This is a genomic window from Vibrio proteolyticus NBRC 13287, from assembly GCF_000467125.1.
GTDB classification, from domain to species: Bacteria; Pseudomonadota; Gammaproteobacteria; order Enterobacterales; family Vibrionaceae; genus Vibrio; species Vibrio proteolyticus.
The window spans coordinates 153,138-170,337 of record NZ_BATJ01000005.1; the positions used below are offsets into that span (position 1 = coordinate 153,138).

Consider the following 17,200-nt stretch of genomic DNA (forward strand, 5'->3'; position numbering starts at 1 on the left):
TGAACTGCTTAACCGGTATCCTCAGCGTAAACTAAAAAGCCGAGGTTTTCCTCGGCCTTTAGTGCATTTTCGTTAACTCACACACTCTGACATGCAACGTATTCACACTCAGCCACAATCATAAAACGACGATCACAATTGACGATTCACAGACATCAAAGCCTCTGCGGTTGCATCCTGAATAGACAAAAACAGTGACTTAATCTGTCCCGTTGGTGTTCTCATTGGGTTCAGGGTGATGTTCTGGTACATGAAATCGGCTTGCTGCGTCACCGGGCGAACGTTACGGCAACAAAACAGGTACGGCCGTTGTTGCCAACTGATGAAGCTGCGGCAGCCAAGATCGTAAACGGGTTTCGTTTTCAGAATGAACCACTCTCTGGGGATTTCAGGGAAGAGTTCGAACAACGATTTACCGATCGCATCTGCGGAGTGTATCCCGCTATGATGAGTCATAAAACCATTCCACACCTGAACGGTATAGTCCCTGTCGATCACCACTAAACCGAGATCCACATTCTGAACCATGTCCACCATCCAGTGGAACTGCTCAAACTCAGCAGGAAGATTTAACATCAGAAGTCCTCCATCAGATACGCCAGTTTTTTGTCCAGAAGCGGCAAGGATTCATCGACAAACATAAACAGCATGTCACAACGAATCGACGTGTCCGCAATGGTGTAACTGACTTCAAAGGTCATGGTTTTCTTGAAACTGCCTGAGGTCGATTCGATCACCGAATCGATTGAGATATGTTGTCCGAGTAAAACTGGCGGGCTTTGGAAGAAACGCACCTCAGCCTGCTCTCCCAAACCATTCAGGAACGAGCCGACCAAAATATTTGATACGTCCATTAGCAACTCCAGCTCTTGAAGCTCTTCGCTTTCCGCCGGGATTTTCATCAAACGTTTGAGATCCGACACGCTGGAATCGCTGAGTAGCACCAGGGCTTCACCTGCAACACCTTCGCCACTAAAGCCCTGACATACACCGGAGACCTGATCGTTGTCGGCCAGATCGCGCAGCGCCATGTGCAGTTCACTGACTTCAAAGATATTCACATTTGGCAGCGGCAGATTGACGAACACATCAAAATGGCGCGCCAGCGCATCAGCGGCGCGGCCAATCGATACGTTGGCCACTTCCATGTAGATATCACGGCGCCGAAGTACCGGCAATTCAAGCGCTATCGGTGTTATCACCTGCGGGCGACTCTGAGGCTGCACCAATTCACGCAAAACAGCGTTCAGAGCATCTTTATCGATCGGTTTTTGAATAAAGGCTTTGGCACCGAGCGACAGCACTCGCTCTCGTGCTTTAGGCTGGATATCCCCCGACACCACCACCACCGGAACATCCATTCCTCGCTGGCGCATTTCTTCCAGGGTACCGAAACCGTCCAGCTCAGGCATAGTGAGATCGAGAAACATCAAACGGAAATCACGCTGGCCGAGTTGCTCTAGCGCATCAATACCATGAACAGCAAAGGTGATGTCGGCATTCAGAGAGGCGGGCAGTGAACGAGCCATCTGCTTTCTTGCCAGAGCAGAGTCGTCACAAATCAGAACCGGGAAAGACATGCAATCACCTACTTCTACTTATCGTTAGCTATAGTCCGAAGTGTAACAGATCATGCAGTACGCAGAAATGAAGCGAGAGAATAAATCAGCGCTTAACCTCACACCTCAATGAAGAGATAAGCGGTAATAAGCAAAGGATTGAATAACAATCACCAACAACAAAAACGCCTTCCGAAGAAGGCATTTATTCAAATCAGTTGGCCATTTTAATCAAGGATTTACCCATCAGCCATTCCAACTCTTTGCTACTTTGAGAACCAAACTGAGCTTCCGCCAGTTTGTACAGTCTGTCGATGCCGTTTGCCGCAAATTCCTCGGCTTTCTCTGTGGTCACGATATGGTGAAACAGCAAACGCAAAATAGCGATAAACTCTTTGTTATCCAACGCGTTAAGCCAGCTTTGTGCAAAGGCGTCCAGACCGGCATCCATATTGAGGTGCTCGACAAACATTTTGAAGATGCGACCATCAAGAGCGGCGGTAAAGTCCGTTTTCTTTGGAAAGTGGTGGCTAATACCCGTACGAGAGACGCCGGTTTGTTGGCTCAGCGTTGTGTATGACATTTTGTCATAACCCAATCTGAGCAGTTGATCAACAACCGCATCCATGATTTTCTGAATGGTGATTTCAGTATCTTCTTTACTACGCTTTGGCATGGTTAAGACTCTTCTCTCTGTGAATCCACCCGACTCAAACCTTGAGTCAGAAATCTGTTTCGCGTTTAGCCCCGTGATAACGATCCAAGTACGCCTGATTACCTTTTCGGTAACTTCGAATGTGTCTGTGAATCCGACAATGTAGCGAAAACGCTACATTGTGCGATGGAGTCAAACTGATGTTGCATATTTGATCATATTTTTAGGTTGAATTTGCTATGCAACTACGAACTAACATATTTTCGATATATGAATTAATTGCCAGATAATCTTATAAATTATTCATTTAGGCAATTGGCTCTAAGCTGTCCTGACAAAGATATGACGTAAAAAACACCATTTTTTTGAGGTCTGTCACACGTAAAAAGCACCAATAATTGTTATTAATAGGTTAAGAAGTGTCTAATTTAGGATATCATAGTGAGTTTTCTTCCTGACTCTGCACTTCCCTTACTAAATTTGTGGATACCCGGTTATCTTCTCGCTACACTGGAAGCCTTTTCAGGTAAGAGGTAATTGAGATGAGCACTGATCAATTTGAGACTCAGGATGTGTGCGAAGCCTGTGGTTGCGCAGGTGAAATGGGTTTTATCATCAAAGAAGGCGACGAAGTGGCAGAAGTCACCCTGTTTGGCGCCAGTCGTTCTCAACTGGAAGCAGAGTTTGAAAAATACGCCGCACTGGCGAAAGAAGTCTGCCAAAACGTAGAGTTTGAAGTTTCGCCGATGAACGATGCCAGCAACGAGCTCCATGCACGCTTTAAATTTGAAGTTAGCGCCGAGAAACTGATCTTCGAACTCAAAACTCGTTCTCTGTCACGCTAAAACCAGTACAGTCAGCTCACAACAGCGGGATTCCAATACCCGCTTTTGTGATCCCGGCACCGCCACCATGGCGATTTCTCCAATATTGATTGAAGCTCTCGGCCCTCCTGCCGATACTAGGTGTAATGTTACCGCCACTCCTTGATACCTCATGCGTCACTTGTTTGTATTATTTCTGATCTGCTTACCTGCATCCCTGATAGCGGAACCACTCGACAGTTACCGGTTACTGAATCATCTGGACAATTACGGCAACCTGGATCTGCGTAATAAACCGTATACCAGTTTACCGGATGGCCTGGTGGTGAAAGGCAATTTGAACATTGCCAAAACCGCGATCAAGACACTACCAGCCGATATGGACATTCAGGGCAGTCTGGACGCTTCCAACAGCCAACTAAGCCGGATACAAAGCGGGACCAAGATCAAAGGCTATGCAAACTTGCTTGGTTCTCAAGTAAAACAATGGCCACGCGGCGTGCGAGTGGGCGGATATTTGAATTTTACCGACACGCCACTGATCCGACTGCCACCAAGGCTTCGAGTGAAAGGCGATCTGAGCGTGATCAGAACGCCATTGGAGTCATTGCCGGAAGGGTTAACGGTAGACGGAAGCCTGTTTATCGGTGGCTCAAAAATCTCTCAGTTTCCAGACACCATGACGGTAAAAGGCAACATCTATCTCGGCGGCAACCAAATCAGCAAGTGGCCGACAAACTTAACTCTCAATGGCGCGGTTGCCCGTTAACAGAAACAAAAAAGAGATGCCATCGCATCTCTTTTTTATCAGACAATATTTCTGACCGGATTGGCGTAGCTGTCCAGCAGGTACTGATGTGCCCCTTGCGGCAGCTTATCGAGTTTGGCTTGCAGCAGCGCACGAACCTCATCGGTCACGCCTTCATTGCTGCCCGCCGCCAGGTGGTTAATCGGGAACAGTTTGTAATGATCGTGAATTTGGCGATCAATCTCTTTGGCCAGTTCGTCCGGGGTTTCAAAAACTTGATCGATCACATCACCAAATGCCACATGAATACGCCCTTTGTAGCCAACGATACCCTGAATGATGCTTTCGATGTCTTCAAACTCACCCTTTTCGTATTTTCCTTTGGTGGCTTTTTCGAACAGTTCAATGGCCTTAGCCGTATCACACGGATCGTTCTCATACGAAATAGACACCGGAACAATACGCAACGATTTAATGTAGTCAGGGAAAGGCATTTTTTGCTTACGGCCTTCAACATGGAACATCTTCAGGATCGCCGGATCGGTAAAATCGTTGCCATCTTTTGCTCGTCCCTCTTTCTGGGCGATCCAAATTGAATTGCCCGTATCCAGAGAATGCTTAATATAAGACGATAACGTGCCGAGTGCTTTCATCATCTCACGTGGCGCTTTCGCTGAACGTTTTACGATAAAGCTCTTGTTGAGCCGCATCAGTTCAGTGGCACACGGCTTCTTCAGCAAATTATCTCCGATCGCAATACGCACCGTCTTGTGACTACTCTGGTACAGCCCGTAATTCACTAACGCTGGATCCATCGCGATATCACGGTGGTTAGACACAAACAAGTAAGCCGTCTCTTTGTCCAGCTTCTCAAGGCCTGAGTACGTCACCCCTTTGGTGGTCGACTCGATGGTTTGATCCAGATATTTTTTCACTTCTAGCTGTATCGCCTCAACAGACGTCAGTTTCGCCCATTTAAACTTCAGGTAAATCTTGACTATCGGAGACATCAGCGCTTTAAACCATGTAGCATGGTTTGAAAAGCGATGCTGGAGGATGGCGTTGATAAACTCTTCATCGTTAATCAAGCGCTCAATAGCAGCAGGAATTTCATCGTCATTGTAGGGACGAATATCAATATATGGATCGTTATTAGAAGTCATTGTTTACTACATCAAAAAAAAGCTGGCCTATTCTACGCATACTTAGCGGACATAACAGCTAAAGTACTAACAGAATTCTGAAGGTCAGACCAGGGATCTGCAACGATTTCCGTGCTAAGTTTGCAATTTATATGATAATCGTTACCCTTAGCGGCCCAATATGAGAGAGAGCTCTAATGAACTACGCTATTGAACATCAGGTGACACGATATGCGTACCTTGTCACCACGCCTCGTAAAAAAGCCCTCAAACATAGTCTTATTCGCGTAACGGAAGGGCTGATGTTGCTGCGATTGGGGAAAAATGAATACGCTGTCGAAGCTGGTGATTCTGTCTGGATTCCGTTTGATTGTCTGTGCGCTTTGTCCTTTTTTCCGGCCACTAAAATTGAGCGGGTCGACTTTTCCGTGCGAAACACCGATCCATTGCCGAGTCAGGCTGGGTATGTAAAGCAGACCGAACTCAGCAACGCGTTAATGAACAAGTTGGTGCATGCCAAAGTAAAACCCGACGTCGAAGCCGAAATTCTTCAGCTCTTGAAACGTGAAGTCGCCGCGTTTTCTCCGCTGCTCTACACCAGTGAACTGAGTGAAGCCATTTCAAGCTGGGAGCCGGACTCCGACTCATTTTTGTCTCGCAGCCACCAGTTAGTACTGACGATGCGCGAAGCAAAAAAACGCATGCAGTCAGGCGCCAAACCGGAACAGATCGTTGAAGATTTGTTCAACAATAACCTGGAAGAGTTTGAACAGCTCTACCAATTAGTGACTGGCGAAAATTATCAGTAAAAAAGCGCAGCAATTGCTGCGCTTTTTTATGACTCCTGCACCACCAACATCATGCTGCTCACCGGCGCCACATCCAGGCTCAACTTACCCTGTACGGCGGTGTACAACGTATCAGACAGCAGGTCTTTAAGAGTACCGCTTTGAGCAATGTCCACCCTCTGTCCACGTGTGGACTTATTGATGATCACTAACCCTGCTTCTTCTCTGGCAAGCACCAACAAGTCATCATTGGCCTCCAGTACGGTCATGATTTTACCGTGCATCTGATTGTGGAATCGGATACGTGCAAGCATCGCGGGATCTTTCCAGGCATCGACCCAACGAGGTTGACCAACGCGGTTATTGATACCACTGGTATCGAGATCGGTGTATATCAGCGGCACGCCACCATCACGCCCCAAAATGTACGTGTAGGCCAACTGTTCCAGCGCTTCATCCATCACCAAGTTTTCAAACACATCGTTGTTTGGGATGTCATGAGTGATGGCAAACGTCACCGCCCGGTACTTCGCCAATGCCTGCCCAAAACAGTACGGATCCACCAGCGATGTCAGGCTGCCTCCCTCATCCAGAGCATCAAACATGGTCTGAAACAACGGAAAATCGTACGCACCAAGACGAGTCTCAGCCAGGTATGGCTCAAGGAAAATGTCGTATTCCGCTCGCGTGGCTCCACCATCAGTGATGATTTCACCAAAAATGTGCATGTCCCTGGTTATGGTTTCGGTCCAAACGTTTTTCAGATGTTCAATACTCATGTGCTTGGCAGCATCAATTCTGAAACCACGCACGCCCAGCGCTTTGAGTGCCTTAAGGTATTCCTGCTGCTGGACGATGACATGGTGATGAGCACGTAACGTCGGCAGTCCTGGGTCCGTTGCTCCACCGGTTATGCGTCCGTTCTGAACTTGCCACTTATCCTGCCAGTCTTTGATGCCGAACGCTTCGACGAAGTCCTGTTCAGTAAATAGTGGCTGGCTGAGATCGCCAAACAACCGCTGAGACTGATAATAATCCGCTCGCGCCTGATAGTCGGCCATATCCGCCGCGCTTGGGTATTGCAAGTCAAGGCGCAGAGACGACTCATTCGCCATATGGTTGAACACGACATCGGCGTACACACTGATGCCGTGCTTTTCCAGCGCCGCGATCATGTGTTTGAAATCTTGAGTGTTACCAAGCTGGTTGTCGATAACACGATAATCTTGGGGTTGATAACGTTGCCACCATTGCGTGCCCTGCGCAGATGTAAGCGACTTTATAGGCGGTGATACCAGCACCGATTTGTAGCCGCCAGCGCTGATCGCACTGGCTTGCTCAGCGACGCGCTGATAAGGCCAGTCAAAGGCATGTAGAATGACGTCAGTAGCCATAACGTTTTCCATGCATTTCTTCCATTTATCCACGTCCATTCATCTGGACAGGCTTATTATAGAAACGCCTGATTAAAGTCGTTCCCCCTTTTGCGTTTTATCTGTGTATTAGATCAGGGGCGTAGAAATTCACGTCAATACGCGTTAAGTTTATAGTTCGTACAAAAAACAACCAAAGGACTCCCGCGCATTACGCGCATCGACAACCAAGGAGCGGGTATGCCTAAAGTGCAAATTGATATTGTGTCAGACGTTGTATGCCCTTGGTGCATCATAGGATACAAAAGGCTTGAACTGGCACTCAGACAACTTGGCGAGACCTTTGACGCCTCAATTCAGTGGCATCCTTTTGAACTCAACCCCGCCATGGGGCCGAGCGGACAGAATTTACAGCAACACTTAGCTGAAAAGTATGGCGCCTCCAAAGCGATGAGCGATGAGAACCGGAAAACAATTACCCAACTGGGACAAGAAGTGGGGTTTTCGTTCCATTTTGTCGACGACATGCGTATCTACAATACCCGCCAAGCCCATCAACTGTTGATGTGGGCCCGTTCGCAGGACAAACAGTTTGATCTGGAAATGGCTCTATTTGAAGCCTATTTCACCGACAATCGTGACATCAGCCTGCCCGACACTCTATTGGCCATCGCAGAAGAGATTGGGATTGATACTCAAGTCGCCAAGCAGGTTCTGAGCGATCCCGGCTGGGCAGAGACCGTTGCCTCCACCGAGCAACAGTGGCTTGAAGCTGGCATCAGCGCCGTTCCTGCAATTATCATCAACCGCAAACACCTGATTGCCGGTGCCCAGTCTGTAGAGGCTCTCAAGCGCGCCATTGAAGACATTGCACTGCAGATGCACTGACACAAAAAAGCCGACTCAGAGGTCGGCTTTTGCTGATGCAGTGGACTTAATGACGCAGACGACCAATCACACTCCAGCCAGCGACCACAATCAGTCCGGCTAATAAACCAATCAGACCGTTGAGAATAACGGGAATGAACGCGTGAGCCAGTGATACATTCGGCAACTCAAGCAATATCGGTTCAATCAAGTGGTGAATCATTGGTACGTTGTGCACCACGATCCCTCCGCCGACCAAGAACATCGCCGCCGTCCCCACTACGGTGAGGATCTTCATCAGTTTGGGCGCAAATGTGATAAGACTTCGGCCAATGGCAGAACCTACGCCTTTGCCTTGCGCTTTTCTTTCCATATAGAAGCCCAAGTCGTCCAGTTTGACGATACCGGCAACCAGCCCATACACCCCGATAGTCATGATCACTGCAATCAAGCTCACCACCAGGATCTGAGTCGCCATCGCCTGACCTTGCACCGTCCCCAGTGCAATCACGATGATTTCCGCCGATAAAATGAAATCAGTACGGATCGCGCCGGCGATCTTTTTCTTCTCATATTCATCAATCGAAGCATTGGCTAAATTGGCTTCTGCTTCGCTTTCAGAGTGCGCTTCTCCGTGATGAAACAGTTTTTCCAACACCTTTTCAGCGCCTTCAAAACACAGAAACAAACCTCCGAGCAGCAGTAACGGCATGATCAACCACGGCGCAACGGAGCTCATCAATAAGGCTGCGGGAACGAGAATGCACTTGTTGCGAAACGAACCTTTCGCCACCGACCACACCACCGGGATCTCACGTTCCGCGGCAACGCCAGACACCTGCTGCGCATTGAGAGCTAAGTCGTCACCCAGTACACCAGCTGTTTTCTTCGCCGCCACTTTAGACATTAATGCAACATCATCCAACACTGTGGTGATGTCATCCAGAAGAGTTAAAAGGCTTAATCCCGCCATAATCGATTCTCAAAGTATCAGATGTTAGCAAATGTAACATCAGCCGACAGATTCTCAAGGCCTCAATGCCAAGAATTGAACTAAATTTCCGATAGTTACGCTGTTCAGTATTGCTCAGATGGATACCATTTGCTCAATCTTCTAAACACTCTTAAGCTATATGGCTTGAAATAGAACATCACAGAGAAGGTCGCGAAGATGCGTAACGGATATACCTACCCTATCGGCACACCTGGAGAAAAGTGGGGCGACGCTGAACGCCTAGCCTGGCGTGAACACACCACAATCAAACGTGAGTACCAACAGCAAGTGGTGCCTAAAATTCTGGCACTAAAAGACGCCTTTCTGGTCGAACAGTACGGAGCCCTCTCTTATGACCCAGAACGTTATCCTCTGTATTGCATCAAAAGTCGCGATTGGGACGAAAGCAAACCCACAGTGTTGATTACTGGCGGTGTGCATGGTTACGAAACCAGTGGCGTTCATGGTGCGCTCAAGTTTGCTGCGACACAGGCAGACAAATACCTCCCCCACTTTAATCTGGTGATCGCACCTTGTGTCAGCCCTTGGGGTTACGAAACCATCAACCGTTGGAATCCGAATGCGCTGGACCCAAACCGTTCATTCTATGCCGACAGCCCGGCAGAAGAGTCAGCCAATCTGATTCAACTGGTGTCCGAACTGGGTGAGGTGCTGGTCCACATCGACCTGCACGAAACCACGGATACTGACGAAACAGAGTTTCGACCCGCCCTGGCGGCTCGCGATGGCCAAGCATACGTGGCAGGTATGATTCCAGACGGCTTTTACACCGTCGGAGATACCGACAACCCCGTCCCCGAGTTTCAGACAGCCGTTATTGATGCGGTTCGCTTAGTGACTCATATTGCGCCAGCAGACGACAACGGAGAAATCATCGGTTCTACGGTGGTTCAAGAGGGCGTCATTGAGTACCCCATGAAAAAGCTGGGTCTGTGTGGTGGCGTGACGAATTGCCGCTTTGGTACGACAACCGAAGTCTACCCAGACAGCCCAAAGGTCACCGATGAAGAGTGCAACGACGCACAAGTCGCCGCTGTGACTGGTGGGTTGGACTATGTGTTAACGCAGCTCAAATAAACTTACAGCAAGCGATTCTTATACTGCTCCGGGGTCTGCCCGGAGTATTTTTTAAACATCGATATAAACGGACTGGCCTGGTTGTAGCCCAAGGTCAACGCCACCTCTTTGACCGAATGCCCTTTGCGCAGCAATTCCATGGAAAACAGGTAACGCACCCTTAAACGCCATTCAGTAAAACTCATCCCCAACTCAGCCTGACAGTGCCTGGCGAGGGTTCTTTCGGTGGTATGCACCCGCGCCGCCCACTCACTGAGGCTGGTATTGTCAGTCGGGTTTTCCTCGACCGCGGTGAGAATCGTTGACAGGTATTTGTTATCGGTGGACGGCAGGAACTGATGTTGTACATCTTGTGTGGCCAGTTGGTCGAGCAGCACCTGAACCAAACGCACGTCTTCTTCACTTTGAGCGACATTGATGTGCCGGCGACGAAAATCATCAATGATTGCAGAAACAATCGGCGTGACCTTAATTAAACTGGTTTGTTCCGGAAAATGTTGAGTTAACCCTCGAGCGATGTTCAACGAGCAATACTCGATGGGCTTACGGTTATAACTGCAATGTTTGATGCCTGCGGGAACCCAGATCGCCAGATGGGGAGGCGCCAAAAAGCGAGTGTCTTCCGCTTCCATTTCCAAAATACCACCGCTGATCAGTTGCACTTGTCCCCAGGTATGACTGTGAACACGGGTTTCGGTATTCGACAGAAACGCTTCGAAATTCATAAACACGTCTGATGGTGCCTGGTCAATAGATAACGAAGGATGCAGGTGTCTGGCGTTCTTTTTCAAACTTGTCTTCCTATCACGTTCAATGTCTTTTTACAGATACATACAATTATAGCGACGTGACAGACTAGGCTCCATCCATTATTTCGAGATGGGGGTCACATGATCTATCTCTTTCCGTTAATCACTGTGCTCATCTGGGGCGGCAACTCGATTGTCAACAAAATGGCCGCAAGTGCCATTGAGCCCAGTGCCATGAGCTTTTACCGCTGGTTTGTTGCCATGCTGTTGCTGACACCTTTTTGCCTGCCAACGGTTATACGCCAATGGTCAACAATTAAGCCATATCTGACCAAACTGGCTTTTCTGGCGATGCTGGGCATGGTACTGAACCAATCATTGGGATACTACGCAGGCCTGACCACCAGCGCCTCCAATATGTCATTGATCACCTCTTTGGTGCCTTTGCTGAGCGTGTTTTTGAGCCTGCCTTTGCTGGGCAAACCCGTGTCTGCTTTGAGTGTGGTAGGTGGCGTCCTGTCGCTGGCCGGATTGGCCTTCATGCTTGGCCAAGGCGACATCACTTTCTTCCTCCACCAAGACGTCACTGAAGGGGACGCTCTGATGGTTCTGGCCGCAGTGGTCTACGCAGCATATTGCGTACTGCTGAAACGCTGGAAAATGCCCTTGAGCAACTGGACGCTGATATACATGCAAGGACTCTTTGCGGTTGCGATGTTAGCGCCGTTATGGCTGAGCAGTGAACAACTGCTACCCACCCACGAGTCGCTGCCGCTGATCGCGTATGCTTCTGTGATGGCCTCCCTGCTCGCCCCCTGGCTCTGGGTCAAAGCCATTGATGCCATCGGTGCGGATTCAAGCGCCATGTTCATGAACCTGTTGCCAGTGGTGGCGGTGTCTCTGGCTGCCACGTTACTCGGTGAACAGATCCACACTTATCATCTGATGGGCGGATTAATGGTGATCTCAGGTGTGATTCTGGCTCAAGTAAAACTGCGTCGTAAAGCGCTGGCACCTATCGAAAATGCCGGTCAGCTATAACGTATTCATGGTTGCTCCGGCGATATCTGGCGGCTCATCACATAATTCGTCAGGGTAATACCGCCAATCGCTACTTCCTGCTGGCGCTCCACCGCAAAGCCGTTTTTTTCAAAAAACGACTTTGCGGTTTTACTGACATGAGCGTACAGGCGTGCCATATTTTTCTCTTTTGCCCGACGAACAATCTCTTCCATAAGAAACCGACCAACACCGCATTTCTGGTAGTGCACGCTAACAAAGAAGTGGTCAATCAGTCCATCCGCTTGTAAATCTGCGTACCCTGCCAGATGTCCGTCCTCTTCTGCAATGATGGGACGGATGGTGTCTAGGCGCTGTTGCCATGTCTGCATCGAAAAATCGGCCGGTGCCCAGGCATTGCGCTGCGCGTCTGTGTAATCAGCAGCGGTGACCGTATGTACTGTGTGAAAAAACAACGCCCAGCATGCTTTGGCATCACTTGTCTTATAATTGCGAAGTTGCATATCAACAAACTCCTGATTTATTTGAAAATTATGGGCACTCTCTCACTTTGTTATGTAATTCGAGAGAGCACCTGTGACTCAGGGTTTTATCCCGACAGGTTGATATATACTGTCGCCAGAGCTGACAATCACTTCACTGCAATGAATAAGTTACTACGCTTAATCCAAGAAAACCAACGCGTTAACAGCGTTGACGAACTGCAAACTCTGTTGACTTCTATCGGGAACGAGCTGAACCACGAATCGTTTTTATTCGGTCTCTACCTCGAAGAAAGTATGGAAGAAGAAGCGGATGTGCTCAATCTTATCAATCCCCGGGCCTGGAGTGAGCAATACGCCGAAAGTGGCTACGCACATCATGATCCGGTGGCGAGATACTGCATGAATCATGTGCTGCCAATAAACTGGGATCACGTCGATAAAAGTGAGCGTATCGGGCGGGAGATCTTTGAGGAAGCCCGACTGAATGATCTGCGTAAAGGTTTCACCGTCCCTTTCCATGGACTAAACGGTGAGTTTGGCTGCATGAGTTTCGCAACGTCTGACGGCCGTCATTATGACAAAATGGATGAGCAGATCCTACTGGCTCAATTAGTGACGCCATTAATCACAGAAAACATCGCCCACTTTCACCCCCAATTACACAGCACGGCGCCGGCCAGACTTTTAACAGCAAGAGAGCTGCAGTGCCTGACCTGGGCAGCCGAAGGGAAAAGTACCTGGGAAATCGCCGTGATCATCGGCTGTTCAGAGCGTACCGCTAAATTTCACCTCAACAACGCGGCCAAAAAACTCGGGGCCGTCAATCGCTATCAGGCAATCACCAAAGCCATACTGCGCGGCTGCATTCAACCTCAGGTTTGACCTTGCTCTGAAAACCATCACCAGACTCCAAAACCTGTCCAATTGGACAGTATCGGCACAACGGGATTTGTTTTAAGGTTTTATTGTTTTCGGACACCGCCGGGCTATGTCCCGAACGTTGAACGACAAACCCAAAACTATCCATGAGTTGTTGTGAATCAACAAACCCTGGTCACGTCTTGTGACCAGGGATTTTCTTTTTTGTCTGGTGAACATTTTCAGTTCACGACTTCGATATCCGTTTCCGGCACGCAGCAACACGCCAGTGCGATGCCCATGTGACGGTCATTGTCCTGCAAGGCGGGCACATCTGGCTGGTCCACTTTGCCAGACTCCACCGTCACCCGGCACGCGCCGCAAAGCCCTGCTCGGCAACTGTTGGAAATCGGTACACCGGCCGCTTCAGCCTGTTCCAGCAGTGTGGCTTGATTGTTGCCTTCGAAAAGCGTTCCATTGACACTGATTTGCAGCGTTTTGAGCGCTTTAGGTGCGCTGATAGCAACGCCAAAAGCTTCCTGATGATACATAGACTCTGGCAGGCCTTGTTTCAACAACAGATTCTTCGCCTTTTGCATAAATCCGTCTGGGCCACACACAAACACCTGGCGCTGCTCGACGTCTTTAATCTGCTTCAGATGTGACAGGGTCAAACGCCCTTTCAGGCCGAACCAATCCGGTGCAGGCTGCGTCAGCGACAGTACTACTTTGAGCCCAGGATGCTGACGTTCGAGTCCCTCAAGCTCTTGTTTACACGGAATGTCACTTTCCGTGCGGCACTGGTGGTAGAACACAACATCGCGGACCTGATCATGATCGGCCAGATAACGCAACATTGACAGCATAGGCGTCACGCCGCTGCCAGCGGAAAGAAGTAAGATTGGCTGATCGTGCTTCTCGCCGAGGTGGAAGCTGCCACTCGGTGACTCAGCTTCAAGCGTGTCGCCCACCTGCAAATTGTCCAGTAACCAGTTTGACACTCTGCCCGCGTCAATACGCTTGACCGAAATAGCCAGACGTCCGGGACGTGATGGGCTGGACGACAGGGTATAGCGTCGCCCGATGCGCTCTCCACCGATCGCAACCTCAATCGGCAAATGCTGCCCAGGCAGGTATGTCGGTAGTGACTCAGAATCAGGCTCTAGCCAGAATGTCACGAAATCACGGGCAATCTCTTCTCGCTGCACACACGTGAGCGTCATGCGGCTCGGGGAGTGGTCTTCATACTGCTCTTTTTCTTTGTACTCCAGCACTTCAACCGGATCACCGGCATGGATCATCCCTTCATTCAGCGCTATCAGATTCTGGCCAAAAAACACATCACCGCTGCGGTTCGCGCGGAACTGAGATAAGGTTTTCAGTGGCTCTTTAGAGGGTTTAAACGCACCTTTGTCTATATCGACAGTCGTCAGGATGCACCGTGAACACGGCTTGACCGATTCAAATTCGACCTCACCGATACGAATACGTTTCCAACTGTCTTCAACAAAGGGTTCTCCCCCGCTGACGACCAGATTGGTACGAAACTGATCCATCAGATGAGATTCAGAGCTGCGACGATTCAGCTCGTCCAACGAGCCTTCGCTGATCACCAGAACCGGGAAACCATCGGCAAAACTGACGTTATTGCCGACTCGTTCCGGCACGCGATTGGACTGCTCTCCCGTATACAAAAGCTCGACCCGCTGACCAAGTGCGTCACTGAACCAGTCGTCTGCTTCGTCCGTCGTGGTGTAAGCTTCGAAGCTGTCGTTCCAGACTGTAGCGGGCGCAGCTTGGTGTTTAAAATCGGCATAACGTAACTTCAGAGCAGGCTGATCAGGCGCAGTAAAGATAATGCCGTCAGCAGTCAGACTGGACTGAACCTTGACCATATGAGGGTATTTTCTGGCTGTCACCATCACCCCGTCAGAGGTTGCCACCATAAAGCGTCGATCAAACGCAAGTCCTTGTTTTTCTACCCAGGCGGATGAGATGGCAATACCGGCGACGGATTTGACCGGATAGACGTTAATTTGTGTAAGACGAGATGAAGACGACATGGCTAACCTTTGCTCTGATTATTTTTTTGATTCACCATCTTAAACGCCTGTCGAATGAAAGTCATACCTTGCAATCGATTTCGTGCGACATATTCAACCAGAGTCATTTGACAATCCACCTGCTCGGCTATAATTCTGTGTGATCGGAGTGTGGATCCCACACAATGGGTTTCGTCACTTGGCAGTCTACTGCGGTGTCAGTAATCGATAACTCAATAAAATATAAATAAGTTTTGACAGATTCCTGACCTGATAAGATTGCGTGACCGGGATCAAATTTCCGATAATATTGTCAAATTTATGGCGTCTAGTTGTCACTCAATACCGAGGTAAAATAATGAACGATACAAACAAACTGCTGATGATCATCCTGTGTGTCCTGCTCCCACCACTGGCAGTATTCGTCGATAAAGGGCTGGGGAAAGATTTCATCATCAACCTGATTCTCACTTTCTTCTTCTTCGTTCCGGGTATGATTCATGCCCTGTGGCTGATCATGAAATAAGCCGGTTTTTACCACTCCTGCTGATGAATCTGAAAAATAGGATGAAATAGACGCGCAATTCCTCTATCATCCTGTCGCCTAAGCGTAAGCGTTTGCTTTCACAGTTTTCACTTACGTTTAGGCTCCAATCAGTAACTTTTCAATGGTGGGAGCCCTGAATGACTACACTTACGATTACTCGTCCTGACGACTGGCATGTTCATCTTCGCGATGGTGATGTTCTGACCGATACCGTTCGCGATATAAGCCGCTATAATGGCCGCGCACTGATTATGCCAAACACCGTCCCACCAGTTACCAATACCGAATTGGCCATCGCCTACCGCGACCGTATTATGGCTGAGCAGCCAAGTCCCCAATTCCAGCCTCTGATGTCCCTTTACCTCACCGATAACACTTCTCCTGAAGAAATCCGCAAAGCCAAAGCCTCAGGCATTGTCGTGGCCGCCAAGTTATACCCTGCGGGCGCAACCACCAACTCAGATTCAGGAGTGACATCAGCGAAGAGCATCTACCCAGTACTGGAAGCGATGCAAGAAGTGGGCATGCTACTGCTGGTGCATGGGGAAGTGACTACCCACGATGTGGACATTTTTGACCGCGAAAAAGCGTTTTTAGACAACGTGCTGGCTCCGATTGTGAACGATTTCCCGGGCTTAAAAATCGTACTTGAGCACATCACGACAGCTGATGCTGCCAACTTCGTCAAACAGGCGAACGACAATGTTGCCGCCACAATTACCGCCCACCACTTATTGTACAATCGCAACCATATGCTGGTTGGCGGCATTAAACCTCACTTCTACTGCCTGCCCATTCTGAAGCGCAATACCCATCAGAAAGCCCTGATAGAAGCGGCCACCAGTGGCAGTAAAAAATTCTTCCTCGGAACAGACTCTGCGCCGCACGCCAAAGGCCACAAAGAGTCTGCCTGTGGTTGTGCAGGCTCTTACACCGCGCACGCTGCGCTAGAGTTGTATGCTGAAGTCTTTGAACAGGAAGGCAAACTGGCAAATTTAGAAGCGTTCGCCAGCCACAACGGTCCTGACTTCTATGGTTTACCGCGTAATGCGGACACCGTCACCCTGACCAAAGCGCCCTGGACCGTTCCAGAGAGCATGCCCTTTGGCAGCGACATCGTCGTGCCGATTCGCGCCGGTGAACAGATTGATTGGGTCGTGAAATAATCCCATCTTCTAAGCATAAAAAAGACAGCCAATTGGCTGTCTTTTTTATTGATAGAGGCATCATCGCGGATTTAATGAATAGGCGCATCGGTCTTAGCGTAAAACTTGCCGAAATACTGCTCAAGAATTTCAGGCGTCAGTTTGCCTTCCGCTTCGAGTTTTTTCAGTTCAGCCGCAATGGCTTTCTGTTCTTCCAGAGAAGGCAGTTGAACTTCTGGCGTGTCAGATTCCGCTTGCACCATCTCTTCAAGTTCTTTTTCAAAATCGCTCATGATACTTACCTAG

The 17,200-nt window shown here is 49.1% G+C and carries 19 protein-coding genes; 9 read left to right on the forward strand and 10 right to left on the reverse strand.

The window, feature by feature from the left end:
* Positions 1–132 precede the first annotated feature (132 nt).
* The 3 genes from VPR01S_RS08100 to VPR01S_RS08110 all read right to left on the reverse strand — a co-directional run bounded on the left by VPR01S_RS08100 (position 133) and on the right by VPR01S_RS08110 (position 2,235).
* Positions 133–576, reverse strand: coding sequence for a PAS domain-containing protein (locus tag VPR01S_RS08100; RefSeq protein ID WP_021704829.1), 444 nt, complete (start codon positions 574–576; stop codon positions 133–135).
* Positions 576–1,580: a response regulator gene (locus VPR01S_RS08105; RefSeq protein ID WP_021704830.1), complete on the reverse strand. Its 1,005-nt coding sequence runs from the start codon at positions 1,578–1,580 to the stop codon at positions 576–578. The genes VPR01S_RS08100 and VPR01S_RS08105 overlap by 1 nt, the downstream gene beginning before the upstream one ends.
* Positions 1,581–1,773: 193 nt before the next feature.
* Entirely contained in the window at positions 1,774–2,235 is a 462-nt protein-coding gene (locus VPR01S_RS08110; RefSeq protein ID WP_021704831.1) for a TetR/AcrR family transcriptional regulator, read from the reverse strand.
* 521 nt (positions 2,236–2,756) lie between these two features.
* On the opposite strand from VPR01S_RS08110, the gene VPR01S_RS08115 reads away from it, so the two are divergent.
* Positions 2,757–3,059 (forward strand): DUF406 family protein, encoded by a 303-nt coding sequence (locus VPR01S_RS08115; protein ID WP_021704832.1) that lies wholly within the window; start codon positions 2,757–2,759, stop codon positions 3,057–3,059.
* Between the two features lie 151 nt (positions 3,060–3,210).
* Positions 3,211–3,807, forward strand: a complete 597-nt coding sequence (locus VPR01S_RS08120) for a hypothetical protein (RefSeq protein ID WP_021704833.1) — start codon at positions 3,211–3,213, stop codon at positions 3,805–3,807.
* Positions 3,808–3,845: 38 nt separating this feature from the next.
* On the opposite strand, the gene VPR01S_RS08125 is transcribed toward VPR01S_RS08120, so the two are convergent.
* On the reverse strand, positions 3,846–4,949 hold the full coding sequence (locus VPR01S_RS08125; protein ID WP_021704834.1) for a 1-acyl-sn-glycerol-3-phosphate acyltransferase: 1,104 nt from the start codon (positions 4,947–4,949) through the stop codon (positions 3,846–3,848).
* A 176-nt stretch (positions 4,950–5,125) separates the two neighbouring features.
* Between VPR01S_RS08125 and VPR01S_RS08130 the strand changes: the two genes are divergently transcribed.
* Positions 5,126–5,737 (forward strand): hypothetical protein, encoded by a 612-nt coding sequence (locus VPR01S_RS08130; protein ID WP_021704835.1) that lies wholly within the window; start codon positions 5,126–5,128, stop codon positions 5,735–5,737.
* Positions 5,738–5,763: 26 nt separating this feature from the next.
* On the opposite strand, the gene VPR01S_RS08135 is transcribed toward VPR01S_RS08130, so the two are convergent.
* Positions 5,764–7,122, reverse strand: coding sequence for an alpha-amylase family protein (locus VPR01S_RS08135; protein ID WP_021704836.1), 1,359 nt, complete (start codon positions 7,120–7,122; stop codon positions 5,764–5,766).
* Positions 7,123–7,329: 207 nt separating this feature from the next.
* On the opposite strand from VPR01S_RS08135, the gene VPR01S_RS08140 reads away from it, so the two are divergent.
* Positions 7,330–7,977 (forward strand): DsbA family oxidoreductase, encoded by a 648-nt coding sequence (locus tag VPR01S_RS08140; RefSeq protein WP_021704837.1) that lies wholly within the window; start codon positions 7,330–7,332, stop codon positions 7,975–7,977.
* Positions 7,978–8,023: 46 nt separating this feature from the next.
* Here VPR01S_RS08140 and VPR01S_RS08145 read toward each other — a convergent pair whose 3' ends face one another.
* Positions 8,024–8,929, reverse strand: a complete 906-nt coding sequence (locus tag VPR01S_RS08145; protein ID WP_021704838.1) for a DUF808 domain-containing protein — start codon at positions 8,927–8,929, stop codon at positions 8,024–8,026.
* 198 nt (positions 8,930–9,127) lie between these two features.
* Here VPR01S_RS08145 and VPR01S_RS08150 point away from each other — a divergent pair, with 198 nt between their 5' ends.
* Positions 9,128–10,048, forward strand: a complete 921-nt coding sequence (locus VPR01S_RS08150; RefSeq protein WP_021704839.1) for a M14 family metallopeptidase — start codon at positions 9,128–9,130, stop codon at positions 10,046–10,048.
* A gap of 2 nt (positions 10,049–10,050) precedes the next feature.
* Here VPR01S_RS08150 and VPR01S_RS08155 read toward each other — a convergent pair whose 3' ends face one another.
* The gene (locus VPR01S_RS08155) at positions 10,051–10,839 is read right to left on the reverse strand and encodes an AraC family transcriptional regulator (RefSeq protein WP_021704840.1); all 789 of its coding nucleotides are present in this window, start codon (positions 10,837–10,839) and stop codon (positions 10,051–10,053) included.
* Positions 10,840–10,938: 99 nt separating this feature from the next.
* Here VPR01S_RS08155 and VPR01S_RS08160 point away from each other — a divergent pair, with 99 nt between their 5' ends.
* On the forward strand, positions 10,939–11,838 hold the full coding sequence (locus VPR01S_RS08160) for a DMT family transporter (protein WP_021704841.1): 900 nt from the start codon (positions 10,939–10,941) through the stop codon (positions 11,836–11,838).
* Between the two features lie 5 nt (positions 11,839–11,843).
* Here VPR01S_RS08160 and VPR01S_RS08165 read toward each other — a convergent pair whose 3' ends face one another.
* Positions 11,844–12,320: a GNAT family N-acetyltransferase gene (locus tag VPR01S_RS08165; protein WP_021704842.1), complete on the reverse strand. Its 477-nt coding sequence runs from the start codon at positions 12,318–12,320 to the stop codon at positions 11,844–11,846.
* Positions 12,321–12,461: 141 nt separating this feature from the next.
* Here VPR01S_RS08165 and VPR01S_RS08170 point away from each other — a divergent pair, with 141 nt between their 5' ends.
* The gene (locus VPR01S_RS08170) at positions 12,462–13,184 is read left to right on the forward strand and encodes a LuxR family transcriptional regulator (RefSeq protein WP_021704843.1); all 723 of its coding nucleotides are present in this window, start codon (positions 12,462–12,464) and stop codon (positions 13,182–13,184) included.
* A 218-nt stretch (positions 13,185–13,402) separates the two neighbouring features.
* Here the strand turns inward: VPR01S_RS08170 and VPR01S_RS08175 are convergent, their stop codons facing one another.
* The gene (locus VPR01S_RS08175) at positions 13,403–15,223 is read right to left on the reverse strand and encodes a hybrid-cluster NAD(P)-dependent oxidoreductase (RefSeq protein WP_021704844.1); all 1,821 of its coding nucleotides are present in this window, start codon (positions 15,221–15,223) and stop codon (positions 13,403–13,405) included.
* Between the two features lie 337 nt (positions 15,224–15,560).
* Here VPR01S_RS08175 and VPR01S_RS22110 point away from each other — a divergent pair, with 337 nt between their 5' ends.
* Together VPR01S_RS22110 and pyrC are read left to right on the forward strand one after the other, a co-directional pair.
* A complete protein-coding gene (locus tag VPR01S_RS22110; RefSeq protein WP_021704845.1) occupies positions 15,561–15,728 on the forward strand; it encodes a YqaE/Pmp3 family membrane protein in 168 nt (55 codons plus the stop codon).
* Positions 15,729–15,886: 158 nt separating this feature from the next.
* Positions 15,887–16,915, forward strand: coding sequence for a dihydroorotase (gene pyrC, locus VPR01S_RS08185; protein ID WP_021704846.1), 1,029 nt, complete (start codon positions 15,887–15,889; stop codon positions 16,913–16,915).
* 71 nt (positions 16,916–16,986) lie between these two features.
* On the opposite strand, the gene VPR01S_RS08190 is transcribed toward pyrC, so the two are convergent.
* Positions 16,987–17,187 carry a restriction endonuclease subunit S domain-containing protein gene (locus VPR01S_RS08190; RefSeq protein WP_021704847.1) on the reverse strand — a complete coding sequence of 67 codons (201 nt, stop codon included), beginning with the start codon at positions 17,185–17,187 and terminating at the stop codon, positions 16,987–16,989.
* Positions 17,188–17,200 lie beyond the last annotated feature (13 nt).